Raw genomic sequence first — 21647 nt, 5'->3', positions numbered from 1 at the left:
GGCCGCTAGTCCGCCGCCACCACCACGTCGCAAAGTTCGAACCGGGTCACATCGACCAGCCCCAGATCGGACATCCGCAGCTCGGGGATCACCACCAGCGCCAGCAGGACGTGCTGCATCACGGCGTTGTTCATCGTGCAGCCGCAGGCGCGGATCGCCTCGCCCACGGCGCGGGCGGCCGCCGCGACCTCGGCCGCGGGGGCGTCGGACACCAGCCCGGCGATGGGCAGCGCGACATAGGCCAGCTCGGCCCCGTCGCGAAAGACGGCGATGCCGCCGCCCAGATCCGCCAGCCGCGCGGTCGCCCGCGCCATGCTGCCTTCGCAGGTGCCCACGACGATCATGTGGTGGCTGTCGTGCGCCACGGTCGAGGCGACGGCCATGCGCCCGCGATAGCCGAACCCCGACACGAAGCCGTTGACGACGCCGCCCGTGCCGCGGTGCCGTTCGACCAGCGCGATGCGGGCGATGTCGCCCGCAGGCTGCACCGCGCCGTCCACCACCGGCAGGTCGGCGGTCAGCGCGCGGGTGGGCGCCTGGTTCTCGACCACGCCGATGACGCGGACCGTCGCGCGCTGGCCCCTGGCGGGCACGCGGAAGTCGCCCGGCCTCAGCGCGCGGCCCAGCCGGACGGTGGCGCGCGTTGCGGCCGGCCAGTCGATCCGCGGGCAGCCCACCAGCAGCCGCCCCCCCTCGGCCACCAGCCGCCCCTGCGCGACCACGGCCTCGATCGGCAGGGCGGTCAGGTCCGAGGTCAGGATCACGTCCGCCCTGCGTCCCGGCGTGATCGAGCCGAGGTCCCGTTCAAGGCCGAAATGGCGCGCGGTGTTGATCGTGGCCATCTGGATCGCGACCAAGGGGTCGCAGCCGCAGGCCACGGCATGGCGCACCACCCGGTCCATGTGCCCGTCGTCCACCAGCGTTCCTGCGTGGCAGTCGTCGGTGCACAGCATGAACCCCGCGGGGTCCAGCCCCCGCTGCGTGATGGCCGTGATCTGCGCCTGAACGTCGTGCCAGGCCGATCCCAGCCGCAGCATGGCGCCCATCCCCTGCCGGACGCGGGCGACGGCCTGCGCCTCGGCAGTGGTTTCGTGATCGTCGGCCGCGCCGCCCGCCACATAGGCGGCAAAGGGCCGCCCCAGGTCGGGGCTGGCGTAATGTCCGCCCACCACCTTTCCCGCCGCGCGGGTCGCCGCGATTTCGGACAGCATCGCGGGATCGCCCGCGGCCACGGCCGGAAAGTTCATCATCTCGCCCAGGCCGACGATGCCGTCCCAGCCCATCGCCTGGGCGACCTCTCCGGCGGTGATGGGGTGGCCCGTCGTCTCGAGGCCGGGGGCCGAGGGCGCGCAGCTTGGCATCTGGGTCAGCATGGTGATCGGCTGGATCAGGCTTTCGTCGCGCATCAGGCGCACGCCCTCCAGCCCCAGCACGTTGGCGATCTCGTGCGGGTCGTGCAGGATCGTGGTCGTGCCGTGCGGGATGACGGCGGCGGCAAAGCCCGCGGGGGTCAGCATGCCCGATTCGACGTGCATGTGCGCGTCGATCAGCCCCGGCAGCATGAACCGCCCCGCAGCCTCGATCACCTGCGTGCCGGGGCCGATGTTGGCCCCGGCATCGGGCAGCACGCAGGCCACCCGCCCGTCGGCGATGGCGATGTCGTGGCCGGGCAGGATCTCGCGGCTGTGGACGTTGACCCACTGGCCCCCGCGTATGACCAGATCGGCAGGCGCGCGGCCGGCGGCGACCTCGACCAGCCTTGCCTGCGCCTCGATCCACGGTTTCAGCATGTGATGTCCCCTGTTGTGCGGACAAGGATTGCGGCAGCGTGGCGGCGAAAGGAAGGCATGATGGACTGGCAGGGTGAGGCGACCGCGATCACGCATCGCCGGCATGGCGAGCATGCCGTGATCCTGACCGTGTTCGCGCGCGACGCGGGCCTGCTGAGCGGGGTCGTGCCGGGCGGGGCCAGCGCGCGGCGCGCGGCGCTGATGCAGCCGGGGGGGCGGCTGTCGCTGCACTGGCGCGCGCGGCGCGACGACCAGCTGGGCACGTTCGCGGTCGAGCCGCTGCGCGCGCGGCCGGGCCTGATGGCCGACGCGGATGCGCTGGCGGGGCTGAACGCGGTGACTGCGCTGATCGCCTATGCGCTGCCGGACCGCGACCCGCACCCGCGCCTGGCCGACGCGACCGAGGCGCTGCTGGACGCGATGGATGCGGGCGCGCCCTGGGCCGACGCCTATCTGCGATGGGAGATGCTGTTGCTGGAGGAACTGGGGTTCGGCCTTGCGCTGGACCGCTGCGCCGTCACGGACGCGCGCACCGGGCTGGCCTATGTCAGCCCCCGCACGGGTCACGCCGTCACGGCCGCCGCGGCGGGCGCGTGGGCGCCGCGCCTGCTGCCCCTGCCCGGCCTGCTGGGGGGGCAGGGCGGCGGGATGGCCGAGGCGCTGGCCCTGACGGGGCATTTCCTGTCGGCGCGCCTGGCCGAGGGGCAGGCCGGGCGTCCCTTGCCCGCCGCCCGCAGGCGTCTGGTGGCACGCCTGGCACCGGCATCGCCGCAAAGATCGGGGACAGGGGAGGCGCCTGCGGAGACCGGCGGCGTCCCGCAGGGCAGGGAACCGGCGACCGGCGACACGGCCGCCGGGGACAGGGGGACCACGCAGGGCAGCAATCCAGAGGGACAGGGCGGGGGCTTGCCCGATCAGGGGACCGCCCGGGACGGCGGCAATGCGGCGCGCGGGCGCAAGGGGGCGGACAGCAGCGAGGCCCCGGCGGTGCCCGGCAGACCGGATGAACGCGGCAGCGCAGGGGGCGGACCGGGGCCCCTGCCGGGCCGCGCCCCCTGATCCGGGATCAGTTGCCCGTGCGTTCCAGCGTCATGTAGGTGGGGCCGATGATCTTCAGCACCCCGCCTTCCCAGCGCGCCTCTTGCGCCTGGGTCAGGGCCTGGAAGAACCGCCCCTCGAACCCCTTGTGGCCGCAGGGATTGTCGGTCCAGTTCATCACCGCCACGCGAAAGGCCGGAAGCGGGGCCGCGTTCCGGCCGGTGAAGGTGTTGCAGGGGCCGTTGCCCGAAAAACCGCCGCCCTGGGTCAGCCGCAGCCGTCCGTCGCGGGTCGGGACAGCCTCTTTTCCGAAGCCGACCAGCGTATAGGTGCCCAGGGGGATGCCCCCCTCGAATCCCGTGCCGGCCCCGGCCGACGTGGAGGCCGTGGGTTCGCACGCGGCCAGCGCCGCAAGGGCGGCGGCGGCGGCGGTCAGCCGAAAGACAGTGGACATGCGGAAATCCCCCAAGGAAACAGGATGATGGCCTATTCGCAATGCCACCAAAGCGGTCTTTCGGCAACCCGCGGCTGCGCCGGCCGCGACCTTTATGGCACGCCGCGATGTGCAAAGCACACCTGCGCGCCGCAGGGCCACGCCGCCGCGGCCGTCAGCCCAGCAGGCGGCGGGCGATGACCTGCGCCTGAATCTCGGCCGCGCCCTCGAAGATGTTCAGGATTCGGGCGTCGCACAGGACGCGGCTGATCGCGTATTCCAGCGCGAATCCGTTGCCGCCGTGGATCTGCAGCGCGTTGTCGGCCGCGGCCCAGGCCACCCGCGCGCCCAGCAGCTTCGCCATCCCCGCCTCGAGGTCGCAGCGTTTGTCGTGATCCTTCTGCCACGCGGAATGATAGGTCAGCTGCCGCGCGATCATGATCTCGACGGCCATCATCGCCAGCTTGTCGGCGACGCGCGGGAACGCGATCAGCGCCTTGCCGAACTGCTTGCGGTCCAGCGCATACTGCATCCCGATCTCCAGCGCCGACTGCGCGACGCCGACGGCGCGGGCGGCGGTCTGGATGCGGGCGGATTCAAAGGTCTGCATCAGCTGCTTGAAGCCCTGTCCGGGCTGCCCGCCCAGCAGGTTGTCGGCCGCGACCTTGAAGCCGTCGAAGCCAAGCTCGTATTCCTTCATGCCGCGATAGCCCAGCACCTCGATCTCGCCGCCGGTCATGCCCGGGGTGGGGAAGGGGTTCTCGTCCGTGCCCGGAGTTTTTTCGGCCAGGAACATCGACAGGCCGCGCCAGTCGGTCGTGTCGGGGTCGGTGCGCGCCAGCAGCGTCATCACATGGGTGCGCGCGGCGTGGGTGATCCAGGTCTTGTTGCCGGTGATCTCCCACCCGTCCGCCGTCTGAACGGCACGTGTCCGCAGGCTGCCCAGGTCGCTGCCGGTGTTGGGCTCGGTGAACACCGCGGTCGGCAGGATCTCTCCGCTGGCGATCCTGGGCAGCCACTGCGCCTTCTGCTCGGGCGTGCCGCCGCACAGGATCAGCTCGGCCGCGATCTCGGACCGGGTGGCCAGGGAACCCACGCCGATATAGCCGCGCGACAGTTCCTCGCTGACGACGACCATGCTGGCCTTGGACAGGCCAAGCCCGCCGAATTCTTCCGGGATGGTCAGGCCAAAGACGCCCAGCTCGGCCAGCTCGTGGATGATCTCGATCGGGATCAGCTCGTCCTTGAGGTGCCAGCCATGGGCATTGGGGATCACCCGGTCGTCGGCATAGCGGCGGAACTGGTCGCGGATCATCTCCAGATCCTCGTCCAGCCCCGTCGCGCCAAAGGTCGCGCGTCCCTGGGTGTCCTGCATCAGCGCCGCCAGCCGGGCGCGGGCGGCGGGGGTGTTGCCGCCCATCGCGGCGCGCGCGGCGTCCGACGGCTGCCAGTCCAGGTCAAGGTCGGACAGGCGGGCGAATTCGGTCTGGCTCATCGGGATGCCGCCAGCCAGCTGCGTCAGGTATTCGCCAAAGCCGATGGTCAGGATCAGCCGTTCCATCTCGCCCATCGACGGGCCCAGCCGGTCGGCCCAGGCGGACAGTTGCACCAGCGATTCGACATAGGTCGCCATCCAGGACAGCGCGTGGGCGGCGTGCTGCTCGACCTCCAGCGCGCTGGCGTCGATCTTGCCGCCGACGGTCACGCGCGCGCGCAGCGCATCGGTTGCGCGACCCAGCAGGGCGTTCAGTTCCGGCAGGATGTCCTGGGCAGCGGACAGGGTCAGGGTCGCGTCGCGGGTGTCGAGCATGGGGAAATCCCTGTGGTCAAGGTGTTGAACCGGCCATACCCCTTTCGCAGGTGCAGCGCAACTATGCTGCGCGGGCGTAACCGGCCACGCATCTTCCTTGCGCGGCGTGGGGGTGCGCCAAGGCAGGGGGCGGCAGGGCGGGGGCCGGTCCTTCGCCGCCTTGCGGTGCCTGCCCAGGCTGGTGCAGGGTCCGGCGGGCGCTGATCCCCGATCACCGCACCCCGCGCGCCTTGGATGGAACCCGATGACCGACGCCGCCGACCTGACCGCCCGACTGATCCGCTGCCCCTCTGTCACCCCCGACGAGGGGGGCGCGCTGTCGCTGATCGCCGCGCTTCTGGAATCCGCGGGCTTTGTCTGCACGCGCGTCGATCGGAACGGCACGTCCAACCTGTTCGCCCGCTGGGGCGACAAGGGTGCGCGCAGCTTCGGGTTCAACGGGCACACCGATGTCGTGCCCCCCGGCGATCCGGCCCGCTGGACGCATCCGCCCTTTTCCGGGCTGGTCGCGGATGGCCTGATCTGGGGGCGCGGCGCGACCGACATGAAATCGGGCGTCGCGGCCTTTGTCGCGGCGGCGGTGGACTTCGTCACCGAAACCCCGCCCGATGGCGCCGTGATCCTGACCATCACGGGCGACGAGGAAGGGCCGTCGAAAGACGGCACCGTGGCGATCCTGGACTGGATGGCCGCGACCGGCGAGCGCATGGACGTCTGCCTGGTGGGAGAGCCGTCCAACCCCTCGGTCCTGGGCGAGATGATCAAGATCGGCCGCCGCGGCAGCCTGACCGCGCGGCTGACCGCGACGGGGGTGCAGGGCCACGCGGCCTATCCCGACCAGGCGCGCAATCCGCTGCACGCGCTGGTCGCGCTGCTGGGCGACCTGACCGCGCGGCCGCTGGACGCGGGAACGGCGCATTTCGACGCCTCGGGGGTGCAGGTCACGACGATCGACTGCGGCAACCCGGCGTCCAACGTCATCCCCCAGCGCGCGACGGCCACCGCGAACATCCGCTTCAACGACGCCCATTCCGGCGCCAGCCTGACCGCGATGCTGCGCGAGCGGGCGGCGGCGGTGGAACTGGCCACTGGCGTGGGGATGGGGGTGCAGGTCGATATCTCGGGCGAAAGCTTCCTGACGCAACCGGGGCCCTTCGTGGATCTGGTCGCGGATGTGGTGGCCGAGCGGACGGGGCGTGTGCCGGCGCTGTCCACCTCGGGCGGCACGTCGGACGCGCGCTTTGTCAAGGATCACTGCCCGGTGCTGGAATTCGGCCTGGTCGGCGCGTTCATGCACCAGGTGGACGAACGGGTCCCCGTCGATCAGGTCCGCGCGTTGAAAGACATCTACCAGGCCATCCTGCAACGGTATTTCGCATGACCGCGCCCGCCACCCGGATCGCGCCCAGCGACGACCTGGCCGCCTGTCACGCGATCCGCCGCGCGGTGTTCATCCGCGAACAGGCCGTCCCCGAGGCGCTGGAGATCGACGGGCTGGACGACGCGGCCATCCACCTGCTGGCGGTGGTGGACGGGCGGCCGGTCGGCTGCGCGCGGCTGCTGATCGACGGCGCCGTGGGCAAGATCGGGCGGGTGGCGGTTCTGCCCGAGGCGCGCGGCACCGGCCTTGGCGCGGCGCTGATGCACGCGGCGCTGGACGAGCTGCGCCGCATCCCCGGCGTGACCACCGCCCGGCTGGGGGCGCAGACGCACGCGCTGGGGTTCTATGAGCGACTGGGCTTTGTCGCCGAGGGTCCGGTCTTTGACGACGCGGGCATCCCGCATCGCATGATGTCGCGGCCGCTGTGGCCCTGATCCGCCCCGAACTGGTCCAGCGCGTCCGCCCCTGGCGCGAGGTGATCGCCGCCGGGCTGACCGCGGCGGCGGGGGTCTGGCTGTTTTCGCTGGGCGGGCTAGTGTTCCAGCCGCTGGGGGTCGCGGTCGCGGCCGTCGCGGCGGTGTGGGGCCTGGGCGCGTGGCGCCGTCGCCGCTTTCAGCAGGCCATCGCCGCGCCGGGGCTGGTCGAGGTCGAGGAGGGGGCCGTGCGCTATTACGCCGCCCGCGCGCTGGGGGGCGAGATCGCCCTGCGCGATGTGACGGAAATCAGGCTGCTGCGGCTGGACGGCCACGCCCATTGGCGGCTGAAGGGCGCGGGGCAGGCGCTGCTGATCCCGGTCGAGGCCGCGGGCGCGGCCGCCCTGGCCGATGCCTTTGCCGCGCTGCCGGGGTTCGACCTGGGCCGTGCCGCGGCGGCGCTGGCAGGCCGCGCCACCGTGGCGACGGTCTGGCGGCGGACGTAAGAACGGCCGCGGCGGATGCCGCGGCCGTTCCGGTCCGACTGGCTGCGATCCGGGCAGGCGTCAGTTGCGCGCCAGCAGATCCGTGATCCGGCGCACCGCCGCGCGGCGGTTGGCGCGGATGTCGCCCTCTTGCGGGATCTTCAGGAACTGCTCGCCATAGCCCTGCACGACCATGTTCTCGGGCGGCACGTCGAAGAACTCGGTCAGCGCAAGCGCCACCGACTCCGCGCGCCGGTCCGACAGCGCCAGGTTCGACACGGCCGAGCCGACCGCGTCGGTGTGCCCCTCGATCAGGAACATCTCGCGCGGGTTCTGGCGGACGCTGTCGGCGATGACGCGGCCCAGCGTCGCCAGTTGCTGCGCCTGGTCGGGCTTGATCGCGGCCGACCCCGTCTCGAAGGTGATGGCCTGGATGTCCACGGGGGCCACCAGCGCACGCACCTCGGGGATGGCGCGGATCTGGCCGAGGGTAAAGCTGCGGTCCACCTCGACCTCTCGGCGCAGCGCCTCGCGCAGGGCCTCCTCGGACAGGGTCTCGCCCGGCGTGACGGCGATCGGCCGCGCGGGGGCGGGCAGGTCCGACACGACCACCGGCTGCACCTGCGCGGTGTCGTCGATCAGCGCCGTCGTGCTGCCGTCGGGATAGACCAGCGTGCGGCGCAGGATCCGCAGGTCGGCGTCGCGGATGGTGACGACCTGGCTGCCATCCTCGCGCGTGACGATGGTGCGGGTCGAGCCGTCGGCGTATTCCTCGGTCTGCACCGTCGATCCGGGGCGGGCCAGCAGCGCGTTGTCGTCCTTGATCAGCTCATAGCTGCCGTCGGAGCGTTCCACCACGACGCGGTCGCCGGTGTTCAGCGCCACCTCGCGGTTGTTGGACAGCATCTGCCCGGCGACCAGGCCCGCCAGGATCGGCAGGCCGATGCGGGCGATGTCGCGGACCAGATCGTCGTCGTCGTCCCCGTTGTCGGCCACGGCGTTCTCGCCCGCGACGACGGGGGCCTCGCCGCGGACTGACGGGGTCACCACCACGCCACCGGGGCGGTCCTGCCCGCCCTCGACCACGACCGCGCCGGGCGGCGCGTCCGGGGTCGCGGGAACGTCCCTTGCCTGCACCCCGGGCCGCACCTTGCCGCTGAGGTCGGTGGCGAAATCCTCGGTCGCCTGGCGGCTGGTTTCCTTGGTGACGGTCCGCTTTTCGGACGAGGCGACCGGGGCGGCCGCCTCGGCCAGTGCCGCCGCCGCGGGGCCCGGCCGGGCCGCAGCGGCCTCGCGCGAGGCCTCGGTTTCCCGGGCCCTCGCCTCGGGGGCGGCCTGCGCGTCCTCAAGGGCCCGGGCCAGCGCGTCGGCGGACTGGTCGCCGTTCCCGCCCTCGGGGGCGGCGGTCACGACCGGCGCGTCACGGTCGGGGGTTTCACGCCCGCCCCGCGGGGGCTTGGCCCGGTCGGCGCGGCCCTCGGGGTCTGCGACGACAGGGTCCTGGCCCGGCGCGGCCTCGGGCGGGGCCTTGGCGGCACGCGCCCGCTCGGGGGTGACGACGACCGGCGCCTTGGTCGGCGGGGCCGCGTCGTCCTGGCGGCCCAGCGCCTCGGCCAGCGCCGCGGCATCCGGCGTCGCATCGTCCGCGGGCCGGTCGGCAGCCTCTGCGGCCCGGCCCTTGTCCTGGGCGCGGTCCTTGTCCTTGGCGCGGCCCTTGTCCTCTGCGGGCGGGGGCAGATCGGCCGAACGGCCGACCACAGGCGCATCGCCCGCGGGGGGCGGGATCTCGTCGGAACGCGCGGCGGACGGCGCGTCCCGCTGCGGATCGGCGGGCGGCGGAAGGTCCGCCGCGCGCGCGCCATCGTCCGCGCCGTCCCGGGCAGCGGCTTCGGCTTTCGCGGCCTCGGCCTCGGCCTCGGCTTGGGCGGCGGCCTGCCGTTCGGCCCGCGCCGCCTGCCGTGCCGCGCGGCGGTCGGCGTCCGCCTGCTCGGCCGCTTGCTTGGCTGCTGCCTGCTCGGCGGCCGCACGTTCGGCATCGGCCGCCTGCTCGGCCGCGCGGCGGTCGTCCTTGGCGGCGGCCTCTTTCGCGGCCTGCCGTTCGGCCTGCTTGGCCGCCTTTCGCTCGGCCCGCTCAGCCTCCTTGGCGGCGCGCCGTTCGGCTTGGGCTGCCTTTCCGTCCCCGCCGCCGGCATTCCCCGCCTCGGCCTCGGAGGCTGCGGCAGCCTCGGCCCCGGCTTCGGCCGCATCAGGCACGACAACGGGCTCGCCCCCTGCCTGTGCCAGCACGATGTCCGCCTGTTGCCCGCGGCCCCCCGCCTGCCGTGCCCTGGGCGCCAGCAGGATCGTGCCGTCCTCGCCGACATCGACCGCCAGGCCACCGGGGGTGAACAGCGACGTGCCATCCGGGCAGGGACGGGGCGCGCTCCCTTCGCAGCGCAGATCGTCCGTCGTCAGCCCGCCCTCCAGTTCGGCCGCCAGCGCCCTGGCCAGTCGCGGCATGGTCTTGGCGCGCTGCCCGGCCAGCTGGGCCGCCTTGTCGGCCGGCAGCAGCGTCTGGGCGGTCGCGACCTGCGGCATGCCAAGGCCGAGGCACAGGACAATGGCGGTCGTCTGGGTCAGGATGCGGCGCATGGTGGCTCCTTGCGTGGTCGCGGGGCGGGCCCGTTCAGGCCGTCCGCGTTCGTTGCGTCATCGGTCCGGCCACGGCGGCGGCGCGGGGATCATCGTCACAGAACCACAAAACGGCCGGGACGTTCCCCAAACCCTTGTGAGCGGCGCGTGATCGCACGGCCCTGACGCGGTTGCCGCGGTGCCAACCCTGCCCGCATTGTCACGCGCCCCCCAGGGTCGTATGCAGTCGGGACACCGGCGAAAGGACGCGCGCATGGCGCTGAAACCCAAGGATGCCCCCGATCTGAACCGCTTCGACTGGGAAGACCCGTTCCGGCTGGACGACCAGCTGTCCGAGGACGAACGGATGCTGCGCGACGGCGCCCGCAGCTATGCCCAGGACCGGCTGGCCCCCCGCGTGATCGCCGCCTATCGCGACGAGCGCACCGACCCCGCGATCTTTCGCGAGATGGGCGAGATGGGCCTTCTGGGCGTCACCATCCCCGAGGAATACGGGGGCTTGGGCGGCTCCTATGTGGCCTATGGCCTGATCGCGCGCGAGGTCGAGCGGGTGGATTCGGGCTATCGCTCGATGATGTCGGTGCAGTCCAGCCTGGTGATGTATCCCATCCACGCCTACGGGTCCGAAGACCAGCGGCGCAAGTATCTGCCCCGGCTGGCGTCCGGCGAATGGATCGGCTGCTTTGGCCTGACGGAACCCGACGCGGGGTCCGACCCGGCGGGCATGAAGACGACCGCGCGCAAGACGGCCGACGGCTATGTGCTGAACGGGTCCAAGATGTGGATCTCGAACAGCCCGATCGCGGATGTGTTCGTCGTCTGGGCGAAATCGGACGCGCACGGGGGCAAGATCCGGGGCTTCGTGCTGGACAAGGGCACGCCCGGCCTGTCGGCGCCGAAGATCGAGGGCAAGCTGTCCCTGCGCGCCTCGATCACCGGCGAGATCGTGATGCAGGACGTCGCGGTGGGCGAGGACGCGCTGCTGCCGAACGTCGAGGGGCTGAAGGGTCCTTTCGGCTGCCTCAACCGCGCCCGCTATGGCATCTCGTGGGGCGTCATGGGGGCGGCCGAGTTCTGCCTGCACGCGGCGCGCCAGTACGGGCTGGACCGCCATCAGTTCCGCCGCCCGCTGGCCCAGACCCAGTTGTTCCAGCTGAAGCTGGCCAACATGGTCACAGAGATTTCGCTGGGGCTCCAGGCCAGCCTGCGGGTCGGGCGGCTGATGGACGAGGCGCAGGCCGCGCCCGAGATGATCTCGATCATCAAGCGCAACAACTGCGGCAAGGCGCTGGAGATCGCGCGCTGGGCCCGCGACATGCACGGCGGCAACGGCATCAGCGAGGAGTATCAGGTCATGCGCCACGCCGCCAACCTGGAGACGGTGAACACCTATGAGGGGACGCATGACGTCCACGCCCTGATCATCGGGCGCGCGATCACCGGGTTGCAGGCCTTCTATTGACCGACCCCGCCTGTCCGGGCCGGGCGGGCGACGCGCCCGCCCCGGCGACTTGGCCCTTGAAAATGGCCGCGATCCGCCGCATATGGCATCCGCCCGTGTCTGGCGGGCCGCAATCAGGAGAGACCATGGCCAAGGAAGAGATGCTCGAATTCCCCGGCGTCGTGAAGGAACTCTTGCCCAATGCGACGTTCAGGGTCGAGCTCGAAAACGGCCATGAGATCATCGCGCATATGGCAGGCAAGATGCGCAAGAACCGCATCCGGGTTCTGGCCGGCGACAAGGTGCAGGTCGAGATGAACACCTATGACCTGTCCAAGGGGCGGATCAATTACCGCTTCAAGTAAGGTCGGACGGCCGCGGCTTGTGCTGGCCTCGGCCAGCCCGCGGCGGCTGGAGCTGCTGGCGCAGATCGGGATCGTCCCCGACGCCGTGCATGCCGCAGACATCGACGAAACCCCCCGCCGGGCCGAGGACGCGCGCGATTACGCCCGCCGCATGGCCGCCGAAAAGGCCGCGGCCGTGGCCGCGTCGCAGCCGGGCGTGGTGCTGGCGGCCGATACGGTCGTCGTGGCCGGTCGCCGCATCCTGGGCAAGCCTGCGGACCACGCCGAGGCCACGGCCTTCCTGCGCCTGTTGTCGGGGCGCCGCCACCGCGTGATGACCGCCGTCACTGTCGCGCAGGGCGCCGTCGCCCGGCACCGGCTGGTCGAGACCGTCGTGCGGTTCCGCCCCCTGACAGGGGCCGAGATCGCCGCCTATGTGGCCGGCGGCGACTGGCGCGGCAAGGCCGGCGGCTATGGCATCCAGGGGCCTGCTGCGGCGTTCGCGCCGTGGATGCAGGGCTCGTTCACCGCCGTCGTCGGCCTGCCGCTGGCCGAAACCGCCACGCTGCTGGCCGCCGCCGGGATCAGGGGCGGCATCGGGGGAACGCCATGAAGGGACGACAGGTCATCCTGGGCCACCTGTGGGGCCGCGAGGCCGCCGCGCTGATGGTGGACGGCCGGATCGAGGATCTGCTGCTGGACCTGACCGCGCTGACGCCGCTGCCGCCGGGCGCGATCTGCCGGGCGGTCGTGGACCGGCTGGTCAAGGGGCAGGGGGGCGTCTTCCTGCGCCTGCCCGAGGGCGAGCGCGGGTTCCTGCGCGAGGCCCGCGGCCTGTCCGAAGGCGCGAGCCTGATCGTCCAGGTGAGCGGCGTGGCCGAGGACGGCAAGGCCATCCCCGTGACCCAGCGCGTGCTGTTCCGCGGCCAGACCGGCATCGCGACCCCGGGTGCGCCCGGCGTCAACGTCTCGCGCCGCATCCGCGACGAGGGCAGCCGCGAGCGGCTGATCGCGCTGGGGACCGAGGCCCTGGCCACGGCCGGGGCGCCCGACGATCTGGGGCTGGTGATCCGCACGGCCGCCGAGCATGACGAGGACGGGCTGGTCCGCGACGAGCTGATCTCGCTGGCCGAGATGGCCGTGCAGGTCATGGGCGACCGCGCCGGCCGGCCAGAGCTGCTCGTCGATGCCGAGATGCCCTGGCGGGCCGCGTGGATCGACTGGGCCGACCCGGCCCCCGACGACATCGACGAGACGCCGGGCGCGTTCGACAGCCACGGCGTCACCGACGCGGTCGAGGCGCTGCTGGACCCCGAGTTCGCCCTGCCCGATGGCGGCTTTGCCGTGATCGAGCCGACGCGGGCGATGGTTGCGGTGGATGTGAACACCGGCCGCGACACTTCGGCGGCGGCCGCCCTGAAGGCCAACATCACGCTGGCCCGCGACCTGCCGCGCCAGCTTCGCTTGCGGGGACTGGGCGGGCAGGTGGTGGTCGATTTCGCCCCGATTCCCAAACGCGACCGCGGCACGCTGGATCAGGCGCTGCGCGCCGCCTTCCGCGCCGACGGGACCGAGACCACGCTGGTCGGCTGGACGGCGATGGGGCTTTACGAGTTGAGCCGCAAGCGCGACCGCGCGCCCCTGGGGGCCATCGCGCGCCTGGCCGCATCGCTGGAGGAGGACGCATGAGCTGCCCCATCTGCGGCAAGCCCAGGGACCCGCAGTACCGCCCGTTCTGTTCGCGCCGCTGCGCCGACGTGGACCTGGCCCGCTGGCTGCGCGGCGACTATGCCATCCCCGGCGACCCCGCCCCCGAGGCCCCGACTGAGGAGCGTTGAGGTCGGGGCCTTGCGCGCGCCCCTGCCGCCCCAGGGCGGTGCGGCGATTTTCGGTCTGGACAGTCCCCGCGCGCTTGTCTAATCACCCCACACCCGCCGGCGAAACGCCGCGACGGCGCCCGGATAGCTCAGTTGGTAGAGCAGCGGATTGAAAATCCGCGTGTCGGTGGTTCGAATCCGCCTCCGGGCACCATTATAACTCGTTGTCAGTCAGAATGATGGGCGCTGTCGGTCTTGCCGTCCGCTTCGTCCCTTGTTCATGCGGAACAGGATCGCCCCGGCTGCCGGGGATGCTCGGAGCTTCACTGCGGGCATAATTCGCAGAAGCGCGCTGCATCGGCGGGGCCGACACGGGGCAGGCTGAGCGCCGATCCGGGCTTTTTTCTGACCGACAGGCAAGTTTCGCGGCGGCGCGGCTGGCCAACGCCCTCTGCCTTGTCGCGGGGCGCCCATCCTCCCAGCGTTGCGGGTGTGCAGGAACCACGGCCAGCGCAGGCGGGCGGTCCCGGCGGCAAGGACGGACGCGGGACAGGGGGCGAATTCAACCCCCGGTGCCGCATGACCCAGGGCCAAGGGGCCCGCAGGGCTTTGCTCATTGGACTTGACCCGCAAGGCCCTCCCGATAACGGGCGAGGCGCGTATATGATCCCGGCCGACCGGGCCTGTCCCACGCTGCCCGCGGCGCACCCCCCGTTGCCAAGCCCCTCGTCCGATGGGCGGTCCTGCCCAGGCGTGACCGACCGGCCTCAAGCCGGGCAGCGGGCGACCCGGCCCGCGCCGTCGGCCTCAGGTGTCGAGGGGCAGGCCCTTGTCGGCCCAGTCCTTGAACCCGCCCATGTTCCGCACCTCGCTGTAGCCCAGCTCCTGAAGGGCGACCCCCGCGAGGGCCGAGCGCCCCCCGGAGGCACAGTAGAGAACGACGGTCTTCGCCGGATCGAAGCGCGGGTCGTGGTAGGTGCTGGACGGGTCTGCCCGAAACTCCAGCATGCCCCTAGGGACATGCACCGCGCCGCGCACCTTGCCGCTGGCGGCGACCTCCGGCTCGTCCCGGACGTCCACCACGAGAACGTCGTCCATCCGCGCGACCTCTTCGGGCGTGATCGAGCGCACCTTGCCCTTGGCATCGGCCACCATGTCTGCCGCTGTTCGTGCCATGATCGAACCTCCTGCGTGCACAGGCCGTCTTTCGGCCCTTGAAGCGCAGTCTACCACAATCTGACCCTTGTGGTGATGAACGGCGACGGCATGGCCTCGCTGGCATCGCCGCCCGTGTCGGTCACGGTGAACTCGCAGCAGCCGTCGTCCCTTTCCATGGACGAGATCGTCCAGACTCGGATGAGGCGACTGCGCGCGCTGTCGCTGACGGGGGCTGAACCGGCCGGCACGGCTGCGTCAGCGTGCCGCCCGCAACGAAAAAGGCCCGGCCGTCGCGGGCCGGGCCAGTGGCGGGGGCGGGCGCGCGGACCTCAGCGCAGGCTCATGCGGCGCAGGGTGCCGTCGCGCAGGACGAACTGGTGCCACAGCGCCATCAGCGCATGCAGCCCGGCCAGGACCAGGATCAGGCTGCCGGCGCTTTCGTGGAACTCGGCGATCGCGCCCGGCCGCCCCTGCACGGGTGCGGCCAGGGCGGGCAGGTCGAGGCCGAGGACCTGCACCCCCACCCCCATCTGCGAGGCGGCATACCAGCCGGTAAGGGGCAGCGCGATCAGCAGGGCATAAAGCAACCCGTGCCCCGCCGCGGTCGCCGCCGCCAGCGGGCGGAACTGGGAATCCGCCTGCGCTCCGCCGCCCCTCAGGCGCAAGACGAGGCGCGGCAGCACGAGGACCAGCACCGCGAGGCCGAGGGTGAAATGCACAAGCGGCGGGTTCTGGACGACTGCGCGGCCGCCCTCGGCACTGGCCCAGGCGCCCAGCACGGCGGCGGCCGTGACCCAGTGGATGGCGACGAGGGCTTTCGGATGGCGGGCGATCGTTTGCGGCATGGTGCAGGTTCCTGCTTGACTGAAGGGTCCGGGTCGCGGGCGGCAAGGCCCGCGGGCTCATCTCACGACGGCGGCGGGCGGGGCGCCCATCAGGCCGCCGGGCGGCGGCAGTGCCACGGGCGGGGCCGATCCGGGGGGCGGGGCCGATCCGGGGGGCAGGGGCGCGCGGGGGGCGTCCTGCCCGTCCTGGCGCTGGCGCCCGCCCTCGCGCCCGTCGTCGTCATCGTCGTCATCATCCTCGTCGCGGCGGTCGTCGCCTTCGCGATCCCTGCGCCTGATCTCGACGACCTCCAGCGTCCCGGGGTCGAGCGTGGCCCTGAACCCGGCCCCCTGCGCGTCGGTCCCGCGGATCTCGTAGCAGCCATCGTCGATCCTGATCCGGCCGACCTGCCAGCCGCGCGCCTCGATCGCCCGCTGCACCGCCTCGCGCGGCTGCCAGCGTTCCATCGGCACCTGGCAGTCATCCTCGTCGGCATGGGCCACGCCCGCCGCCCCAAGGGCGGCAAGCAGAACCCCCAGCAGCATGTGCCTTTTCATCGCATTTGCCCCCTGTCATCGTTCAGGCATCCTCTGCCCCGATGGATGGCACCCGTTCCTGACGGCAAGCTGAAGGGCGCGGCATCCGGCCGTCAGGCTGCCGACAGGGTGGGCGGCGACAGGTCCAGGACAGGCAGCGGCATCGGGGCGGGGACTTCATGCGGATCCTTCTGATCGAGGACGACACCATCCTGGGCGCGGCGGTGCGCGACCACATCGCCGCCGAGGGGCATTCGGCCGACTGGGTGGGCCGGCTCGACCGTGCGGCCGAGCACCTGGATGCGGCGGCCTATGACCTGGTCCTGCTGGACCTGATGCTGCCCGACGGGCGCGGCATCGCCTTTCTGCGCACGCTGCGCCGGCGCGGCGACGTGACGCCGGTGATCATCCTGACCGCGCTCGACCAGATCTCGGACCGGATCGAGGGGTTGAACGCGGGCGCCGACGACTATCTGACCAAGCCCTTCGACCTGGCCGAACTGTCGGCGCGGCTCGCGGCCGTCGCCCGGCGCTACAGCGGCAACCCCAATCCGCTGGTGGACCTGGGCGATCTGCAAATCGACCTGGCCGCCCGAACCGTGCTGCGCGCGGGCCGGCGGGTGGACCTGACGGCCCGGGAATGGGCGCTGTTCGAGGCCTTCGTGCAGCGCCCCGGCCAGGTGATCTCGAAGGCGCAGCTGGAAGACCGGCTCTATGCCTTTGGCGCCGAGGTCGAGAGCAACACGATCGAGGTCCACGTCAGCCGCCTGCGCAAGAAGCTGGGCGCCGGCGTGCTCGAGACCGTGCGCGGACTGGGCTATCGCCTGGGCGACGGGGGATGAGGGGGCCGGGGAGCCTTCAGGGGCGGCTGTCGCTGTGGCTGACGATCGGGGCCGTGCTGCTGTGGACGCTGGCCGCGGCGCTGACGGCCGGGCATCTGAGCGCCGAGATGAACAAGGTCTTCGACAGCGCGCTTGAGGAGGCCGGCCAGCGCCTGCTGCCCCTGGCGGTGCGCGACATCCTTGGCCGCGACCAGGACGACAGCCCCAGCCAGGGCGTGCCCACGCTGCGCGAGCATGACGAGCACTTCACCTATGTCGTGCGAAATGCGCAAGGCGAGGTGCTGCTGCATTCCCATCGCGCGGATCCGGCGGTCTTTCCCCCCTTTTCGGGCCTGGGGTTCGCCAGCACCCCGACGCACCGCATCTATTCCGACGCGGCCCTTCGGGGCACGATCACTGTTTCGGTGGCCGAGCCGCTGGCCCATCGCCGGCATGTGGCGCGCGGCGCGCTGATCGGGCTGGTGCTGCCACTGGCGCTGATCGTCCCCGCCAGCCTGCTGGGCGTCTGGGCCGCGGTGCGCGCCGCCATGGCGCCCATCCGGCAATTCCGGCACGGCATCGAGGCGCGCGGCGGGGGCGATCTGTCCCCGATCCCCGCAGGCGGCCTGCCGTCCGAGTTCCGCCCGAACGCGCAGGCGGTGAACCACCTGCTCGACCGCCTGCGCCGGACGCTTCAGGCCGAGCGCAGCTTTACCGCCAACTCCGCCCATGAGCTGCGCACGCCGGTCGCGGGCGCGCTGGCGCAGGTGCAGCGCCTGATCCTCGAGGCCCCGGACGACGCCACCCGCGCCCGCGCCCGCGAGGTCGAGGCGGCCTTGCAGCGGCTGGCGCGGCTGTCGGAAAAGCTGATGCAGCTTGCCCGCGCCGAGGGCGGGCGGGTGCAGGCCGAGGCCTCGGTCGATCTTGTCCCCATCCTGCGCATGCTGGTGGCCGACATGAACCGCAGCGAGGCCGACCGGATCGACCTGACGCTGCCGGGAACAGGCGTGCCCGCCCTGATCGACCCCGACGCCTTTGCGATCGCCGCCCGCAACCTGATCGAGAATGCGCTGCGCCACGGCGACAGGGGCACGCCGGTCCGGGTTTCGCTGTCGGCCGGGGGCGTGCTGCGCATGGTGAACGCCGGCCCGGCGGTGCCCCCCGACCTGCTGGGGCGGCTGTCGCGCCCGTTCGAGCGCGGTCCGACCGACGCCGAGGGCAGCGGGCTGGGGCTGGCCATCGTCAAGGCGATCGCTGCGGGCGCGGGCGGGCGGCTCGACCTGATCTCGCCCGCGAGCGGGCAGGCAGACGGGTTCGAGGCAAGGTTTTCGACGGGCAGCGCAAGGGTGTCGTAGGATCGGCAGGGCGGTGCGGGATGTCTCTCGCGCCCTGCGATCCGGTTGCGCATGGGCCGTGCGGTGACGCCGGGGCGGCGGCCGCGGGGTCCTGAGGATAGGGGCATGATCCGCATGTCGGTGCGCTCGATCCCGGCGTCGGTCGGGACACGGGTCGCCAGGGCGGCTTGCAGGCGCGCGGTTTGCCATCCCCCCGGACAGCCGCCACCGAACCGCCGATGCGCACGAATGGCAGAATGCGTTTGTGTGACGGGCCGGCCTCGCTTTACCGTCATGTCACGGCGGTGCGTCGAACGCGGTCTGCCGTGCTGGCAAGATTCGGAGGAGACATGCCTATTTCCCGACTGCTCGGCGCCCTGTGCGCCGCATCGATGCTGACCGCGCCCGCTTTCGCGCAGGACTATCCCGAACGCGCGATCACGATGGTCGTGCCGTTCTCGGCGGGCGGGCCGACGGACACCGTCGCGCGGCTGGTGGCCGAACGCATGTCGGCCGACCTGGGCCAGCAGATCACCGTCGAGAACATCGGCGGGGCAGGGGGCACGCTGGGCGCCGGCAACGTCGCCAAGGCCGAGGCAGACGGCTATACGCTGCTGCTGCATCACATCGGCATGGCGACGGCCGAGACGCTGTATCGCAACCTGGCCTACGAGACGCTGGACGCCTTCGACTATGTGGGCCTCGTCACCGAGGTTCCGATGGTGGTGACCGCGCGCAAGGACTTCGAGCCGTCGGATTTCCCCGCCTTCGTCACCTACGTCAAGGCCAACGCCGACAAGCTGACGATGGCCAACGCCGGCATCGGGGCGGCGTCGCACCTGTGCGGCATGCTGCTGATGCAGGCGCTCGAGGCGCCGCTTGTCACCGTGCCCTACAAGGGCACCGGACCCGCGATGACCGACCTGCTGGGCGGGCAGGTGGACATCATGTGCGACCAGACGACCAACACCGCCCAGCAGATCAAGGCCGGCACGATCAAGGCCTATGCCGTCACCTCGCCGGAAAGGCTGGCGCTGTTCCCGGACCTGCCCACCGCCAAGGAGGCGGGTGTGGACACGATGCAGTTCGGCATCTGGCACGGCATCTATACCCCGCGCGGCACACCCGCCGAGATCAACCAGCGCCTGTCGCAATCCCTGCAGAAGGCGCTGGCCGACGAGGGCGTCGTAACGGCGATGGCGGAACTGGGCACCACCCCCGTCCCGGCCGACAGCGCCACGCCCGAGGCGCTGAAGGCCAAGCTGGAATCCGAGATCGCCCGCTGGAAGCCGGTGATCGAGGCCGCTGGCGTCTACGCCGACTGACCGACCCCGTCCCGCCGTCCAAGGGGGCGGCGGGACCGTTCCGAGCAAAGGGAAGCCCATGTCCACTCCACCGCGGGACAACACCGACCTGATCGCCGGCCTTTTCCTGATGGCGACCGGGGTCTTCTTCGGCTGGCAGGCCCTGGGGCTGGAGCTGGGCACATCGCTGCGGATGGGGCCCGGCTATTTCCCCCTGGTGCTGTCGGCCCTGCTGGTCGTGATCGGGCTGGTGGTCCTGATCAAGGCCTTCGGGCGCGAGGGCGAACCCCTGGGGCAGATCGCATGGCGGGGCATGATGTTCATCCTGCCCGCCCCGGTGTTTTTCGGCCTGACCGTGCGCGGCCTGGGGTTCGTGCCGGCGCTGTTCGTCACCACGCTGATCGCGTCGCAGGCGTCGGTCCGCATGCGCCCGCTGCCGGCCCTGGCGCTGTCGGTGGCGGTGACGATCCTGGCCACGCTGGTCTTCAGCTATGGGCTGGGCCTGCCGTTCCGCCGCTTTGGCCCGTGGCTGCCGTTCTGAGGGGATGACATGGACCTGCTGAGCAACCTTGCCCTGGGCTTCGGCGTCGCCACGTCGCTGGCGAACCTTGCGTTCTGCCTGATCGGCGTCATCCTGGGCACGCTGATCGGCGTGCTGCCGGGCATCGGCGCGACGGCCACCATCGCCATGCTGCTGCCGATCACCTTCCAGCTGGAACCCGTCAGCTCGCTGATCATGCTGGCGGGCATCTACTATGGCGCGCAGTATGGCGGCTCGACCACGGCGATCCTGATCAACATGCCGGGCGAAAGCTCGTCGGCCGTGACCGCCATCGACGGCTATCAGATGGCGCGCAAGGGCCGGGCGGGCACGGCGCTGGCGACGGCCGCGATCGGGTCGTTCTTTGCCGGCACGGTGGCGACCTTTCTGGTGGCGATCTTCGCCCCGCCGCTGACCGCCGTCGCACTGAAATTCGGCGCGGCCGAGTATTTCAGCCTGATGGTCATGGGCCTGGTGATGTCGGTGGCGCTGGCCCATGGATCGGTGCTGAAGGCGCTGGGCATGGTCGTCCTGGGCCTGCTGCTGGGCCTTGTGGGCACCGACATCTACACCGGGGCGCCGCGCTTCACGATGGGGATCACCCAGTTCTCGGACGGGCTGAACTTTGTCGCGGTGGCGGTCGGCGTCTTCGGCATCGCCGAGATCCTTCGCAACCTCGAGGACGAGCACGACCGCGAGGTGATGACCCGCACCATCAACCGCCTGTTCCCCACGCGCGAGGAACTGCGCGCGATGATCGGTCCGATCCTGCGCGGCACCGGCATCGGGTCGGTGCTGGGCATCCTGCCGGGCGGCGGCGCGATCCTGGCCAGCTTTGCGTCCTATACGGTCGAGAAGAAGCTGTCGCGCACCCCCGAGGAGTTCGGGCATGGCGCCCTGGCGGGCGTGGCCGGCCCCGAAAGCGCCAACAACGCCGGCGCGCAGACCAGCTTCATCCCGCTGCTGACGCTGGGCATCCCGGCGAACCCTGTCATGGCGCTGATGATCGGCGCGATGATCATCCAGGGGATCGTGCCGGGTCCGAATGTCGTCACCGAGCAGCCCGAACTGTTCTGGGGCATCGTGGCGTCGATGTGGATCGGCAACCTGATGCTGGTCGTGCTGAACCTGCCGCTGATCGGCTTGTGGGTCAAATTGCTGACCGTGCCCTATTTCGTGCTGTTCCCGATCATCATGGCGATGTGTTCGATCGGGGTCTATTCGGTCGCCTCGAACCCCTATGACCTGTTCGCCGTCGCGTTCTTCGGGCTGCTGGGATACGTCCTGTCCAAGCTGCGCTGCGAGCCTGCGCCCCTGCTGCTGGGCTTTGTCCTCGGGCCGCTGCTCGAGGAGAACCTGCGCCGCGCCATGATCCTGTCGCGGGGCGATCCCACCACCTTCGTCACCCGCCCGATCAGCCTGGGGCTGCTGCTGGCCTCGCTGGCCGTTCTGGCGCTGGTCTTCCTGCCGCAGATCCGCAAGCGCCGGGACGAGGTCTTCACCGAAACCGACGCGTGACACGCGCCACCCCCGCCGCACCGACGA

At 71.6% G+C, this 21647-nt stretch carries 20 protein-coding genes, 1 tRNA gene and 1 pseudogene; 15 read left to right on the top strand and 7 right to left on the bottom strand.

Annotated elements, in window-relative coordinates:
* Positions 1-5: 5 nt before the first annotated feature.
* Positions 6-1790, bottom strand: coding sequence for an adenine deaminase (locus tag DPQ23_RS08480; RefSeq protein WP_112874261.1), 1785 nt, complete (start codon positions 1788-1790; stop codon positions 6-8).
* 57 nt (positions 1791-1847) lie between these two features.
* Between DPQ23_RS08480 and recO the strand changes: the two are divergent.
* Positions 1848-2555: pseudogene (gene recO, locus DPQ23_RS08475) on the top strand (DNA repair protein RecO); the annotation flags it as partial.
* 301 nt (positions 2556-2856) lie between these two features.
* On the opposite strand, the gene DPQ23_RS08470 reads toward recO, so the two are convergent.
* Positions 2857-3282, bottom strand: coding sequence for an META domain-containing protein (locus DPQ23_RS08470; protein ID WP_112874259.1), 426 nt, complete (start codon positions 3280-3282; stop codon positions 2857-2859).
* Positions 3283-3436: 154 nt separating this feature from the next.
* On the bottom strand, positions 3437-5071 hold the full coding sequence (locus DPQ23_RS08465) for an acyl-CoA dehydrogenase family protein (RefSeq protein WP_112874258.1): 1635 nt from the start codon (positions 5069-5071) through the stop codon (positions 3437-3439).
* 244 nt (positions 5072-5315) lie between these two features.
* On the opposite strand from DPQ23_RS08465, the gene dapE reads away from it, so the two are divergent.
* The 3 genes from dapE to DPQ23_RS08450 are packed head-to-tail and all read left to right on the top strand — an operon-like array spanning position 5316 to position 7371.
* A complete protein-coding gene (gene dapE / locus DPQ23_RS08460) occupies positions 5316-6452 on the top strand; it encodes a succinyl-diaminopimelate desuccinylase (protein WP_112874257.1) in 1137 nt (378 codons plus the stop codon).
* Positions 6449-6886, top strand: a complete 438-nt coding sequence (locus tag DPQ23_RS08455) for a GNAT family N-acetyltransferase (RefSeq protein WP_112874256.1) — start codon at positions 6449-6451, stop codon at positions 6884-6886. Before dapE ends, DPQ23_RS08455 begins: the two co-directional genes overlap by 4 nt.
* A complete protein-coding gene (locus DPQ23_RS08450) occupies positions 6877-7371 on the top strand; it encodes a hypothetical protein (protein ID WP_240602581.1) in 495 nt (164 codons plus the stop codon). The genes DPQ23_RS08455 and DPQ23_RS08450 overlap by 10 nt, the downstream gene beginning before the upstream one ends.
* A 60-nt stretch (positions 7372-7431) precedes the next feature.
* Here DPQ23_RS08450 and DPQ23_RS08445 read toward each other — a convergent pair whose 3' ends face one another.
* Positions 7432-9981: an OmpA family protein gene (locus DPQ23_RS08445; protein WP_112874255.1), complete on the bottom strand. Its 2550-nt coding sequence runs from the start codon at positions 9979-9981 to the stop codon at positions 7432-7434.
* Positions 9982-10234: 253 nt separating this feature from the next.
* Between DPQ23_RS08445 and DPQ23_RS08440 the strand changes: the two genes are divergently transcribed.
* From DPQ23_RS08440 to DPQ23_RS08415, 6 genes are all read left to right on the top strand, one after another.
* Positions 10235-11443 (top strand): acyl-CoA dehydrogenase, encoded by a 1209-nt coding sequence (locus tag DPQ23_RS08440; protein ID WP_112874254.1) that lies wholly within the window; start codon positions 10235-10237, stop codon positions 11441-11443.
* A gap of 125 nt (positions 11444-11568) precedes the next feature.
* Entirely contained in the window at positions 11569-11787 is a 219-nt protein-coding gene (gene infA / locus DPQ23_RS08435) for a translation initiation factor IF-1 (RefSeq protein ID WP_036636451.1), read from the top strand.
* Between the two features lie 19 nt (positions 11788-11806).
* Positions 11807-12379 carry a Maf family protein gene (locus DPQ23_RS08430; protein WP_420818574.1) on the top strand — a complete coding sequence of 191 codons (573 nt, stop codon included), beginning with the start codon at positions 11807-11809 and terminating at the stop codon, positions 12377-12379.
* On the top strand, positions 12376-13455 hold the full coding sequence (locus tag DPQ23_RS08425) for a ribonuclease E/G (protein WP_112874252.1): 1080 nt from the start codon (positions 12376-12378) through the stop codon (positions 13453-13455). The genes DPQ23_RS08430 and DPQ23_RS08425 overlap by 4 nt, the downstream gene beginning before the upstream one ends.
* On the top strand, positions 13452-13604 hold the full coding sequence (locus DPQ23_RS08420) for a DNA gyrase inhibitor YacG (RefSeq protein ID WP_112874251.1): 153 nt from the start codon (positions 13452-13454) through the stop codon (positions 13602-13604). The genes DPQ23_RS08425 and DPQ23_RS08420 overlap by 4 nt, the downstream gene beginning before the upstream one ends.
* Before the next feature lie 117 nt (positions 13605-13721).
* Positions 13722-13797, top strand: a tRNA-Phe gene (locus tag DPQ23_RS08415).
* Between the two features lie 593 nt (positions 13798-14390).
* Here DPQ23_RS08415 and DPQ23_RS08410 read toward each other — a convergent pair.
* The 3 genes from DPQ23_RS08410 to DPQ23_RS15410 all read right to left on the bottom strand — a co-directional run bounded on the left by DPQ23_RS08410 (position 14391) and on the right by DPQ23_RS15410 (position 16123).
* Positions 14391-14759 (bottom strand): rhodanese-like domain-containing protein, encoded by a 369-nt coding sequence (locus tag DPQ23_RS08410; RefSeq protein WP_112874250.1) that lies wholly within the window; start codon positions 14757-14759, stop codon positions 14391-14393.
* Positions 14760-15070: 311 nt separating this feature from the next.
* On the bottom strand, positions 15071-15586 hold the full coding sequence (locus DPQ23_RS08405) for a cytochrome b (protein WP_112874249.1): 516 nt from the start codon (positions 15584-15586) through the stop codon (positions 15071-15073).
* Positions 15587-15643: 57 nt separating this feature from the next.
* A complete protein-coding gene (locus DPQ23_RS15410) occupies positions 15644-16123 on the bottom strand; it encodes a PepSY domain-containing protein (RefSeq protein ID WP_162630690.1) in 480 nt (159 codons plus the stop codon).
* Between the two features lie 158 nt (positions 16124-16281).
* Between DPQ23_RS15410 and DPQ23_RS08395 the strand changes: the two genes are divergently transcribed.
* The 5 genes from DPQ23_RS08395 to DPQ23_RS08375 all read left to right on the top strand — a co-directional run bounded on the left by DPQ23_RS08395 (position 16282) and on the right by DPQ23_RS08375 (position 21620).
* The gene (locus DPQ23_RS08395) at positions 16282-16944 is read left to right on the top strand and encodes a response regulator transcription factor (RefSeq protein ID WP_112874248.1); all 663 of its coding nucleotides are present in this window, start codon (positions 16282-16284) and stop codon (positions 16942-16944) included.
* Positions 16941-18278: a sensor histidine kinase gene (locus tag DPQ23_RS08390; RefSeq protein ID WP_112874247.1), complete on the top strand. Its 1338-nt coding sequence runs from the start codon at positions 16941-16943 to the stop codon at positions 18276-18278. The genes DPQ23_RS08395 and DPQ23_RS08390 overlap by 4 nt, the downstream gene beginning before the upstream one ends.
* 329 nt (positions 18279-18607) lie before the next feature.
* Positions 18608-19582, top strand: coding sequence for a tripartite tricarboxylate transporter substrate-binding protein (locus DPQ23_RS08385; protein WP_112874246.1), 975 nt, complete (start codon positions 18608-18610; stop codon positions 19580-19582).
* Between the two features lie 58 nt (positions 19583-19640).
* Positions 19641-20102, top strand: coding sequence for a tripartite tricarboxylate transporter TctB family protein (locus DPQ23_RS08380; protein ID WP_112874245.1), 462 nt, complete (start codon positions 19641-19643; stop codon positions 20100-20102).
* A gap of 9 nt (positions 20103-20111) precedes the next feature.
* Complete coding sequence (locus DPQ23_RS08375; RefSeq protein ID WP_112874244.1) at positions 20112-21620, top strand: tripartite tricarboxylate transporter permease; 1509 nt, start codon at positions 20112-20114, stop codon at positions 21618-21620.
* The last annotated feature ends 27 nt before the right edge of the window (positions 21621-21647 follow it).

Source organism: Paracoccus endophyticus (assembly GCF_003286075.1).
Taxonomy (GTDB): Bacteria; Pseudomonadota; Alphaproteobacteria; order Rhodobacterales; family Rhodobacteraceae; genus Paracoccus; species Paracoccus endophyticus.
Note: the sequence above shows the minus strand (reverse complement) of the source record. Positions and strands in the feature narration are given on the sequence as shown.

Coding starts and splice junctions, on each gene's coding strand:
- infA (WP_036636451.1), top strand. CDS start 11,569: ATGGCCAAGGAAGAGATGCTCGAATTCCCCGGCGTCGTGAAGGAACTC.
- DPQ23_RS08375 (WP_112874244.1), top strand. CDS start 20,112: ATGGACCTGCTGAGCAACCTTGCCCTGGGCTTCGGCGTCGCCACGTCG.
- DPQ23_RS08455 (WP_112874256.1), top strand. CDS start 6,449: ATGACCGCGCCCGCCACCCGGATCGCGCCCAGCGACGACCTGGCCGCC.
- DPQ23_RS08405 (WP_112874249.1), bottom strand. CDS start 15,586: ATGCCGCAAACGATCGCCCGCCATCCGAAAGCCCTCGTCGCCATCCAC.
- DPQ23_RS08470 (WP_112874259.1), bottom strand. CDS start 3,282: ATGTCCACTGTCTTTCGGCTGACCGCCGCCGCCGCCGCCCTTGCGGCG.
- DPQ23_RS08395 (WP_112874248.1), top strand. CDS start 16,282: ATGCGGATCCTTCTGATCGAGGACGACACCATCCTGGGCGCGGCGGTG.
- DPQ23_RS08385 (WP_112874246.1), top strand. CDS start 18,608: ATGCCTATTTCCCGACTGCTCGGCGCCCTGTGCGCCGCATCGATGCTG.
- DPQ23_RS08380 (WP_112874245.1), top strand. CDS start 19,641: ATGTCCACTCCACCGCGGGACAACACCGACCTGATCGCCGGCCTTTTC.
- DPQ23_RS08445 (WP_112874255.1), bottom strand. CDS start 9,981: ATGCGCCGCATCCTGACCCAGACGACCGCCATTGTCCTGTGCCTCGGC.
- DPQ23_RS08410 (WP_112874250.1), bottom strand. CDS start 14,759: ATGGCACGAACAGCGGCAGACATGGTGGCCGATGCCAAGGGCAAGGTG.
- DPQ23_RS08420 (WP_112874251.1), top strand. CDS start 13,452: ATGAGCTGCCCCATCTGCGGCAAGCCCAGGGACCCGCAGTACCGCCCG.
- DPQ23_RS08480 (WP_112874261.1), bottom strand. CDS start 1,790: ATGCTGAAACCGTGGATCGAGGCGCAGGCAAGGCTGGTCGAGGTCGCC.
- DPQ23_RS08440 (WP_112874254.1), top strand. CDS start 10,235: ATGGCGCTGAAACCCAAGGATGCCCCCGATCTGAACCGCTTCGACTGG.
- DPQ23_RS08465 (WP_112874258.1), bottom strand. CDS start 5,071: ATGCTCGACACCCGCGACGCGACCCTGACCCTGTCCGCTGCCCAGGAC.
- DPQ23_RS08425 (WP_112874252.1), top strand. CDS start 12,376: ATGAAGGGACGACAGGTCATCCTGGGCCACCTGTGGGGCCGCGAGGCC.
- DPQ23_RS08390 (WP_112874247.1), top strand. CDS start 16,941: ATGAGGGGGCCGGGGAGCCTTCAGGGGCGGCTGTCGCTGTGGCTGACG.
- DPQ23_RS15410 (WP_162630690.1), bottom strand. CDS start 16,123: ATGAAAAGGCACATGCTGCTGGGGGTTCTGCTTGCCGCCCTTGGGGCG.
- dapE (WP_112874257.1), top strand. CDS start 5,316: ATGACCGACGCCGCCGACCTGACCGCCCGACTGATCCGCTGCCCCTCT.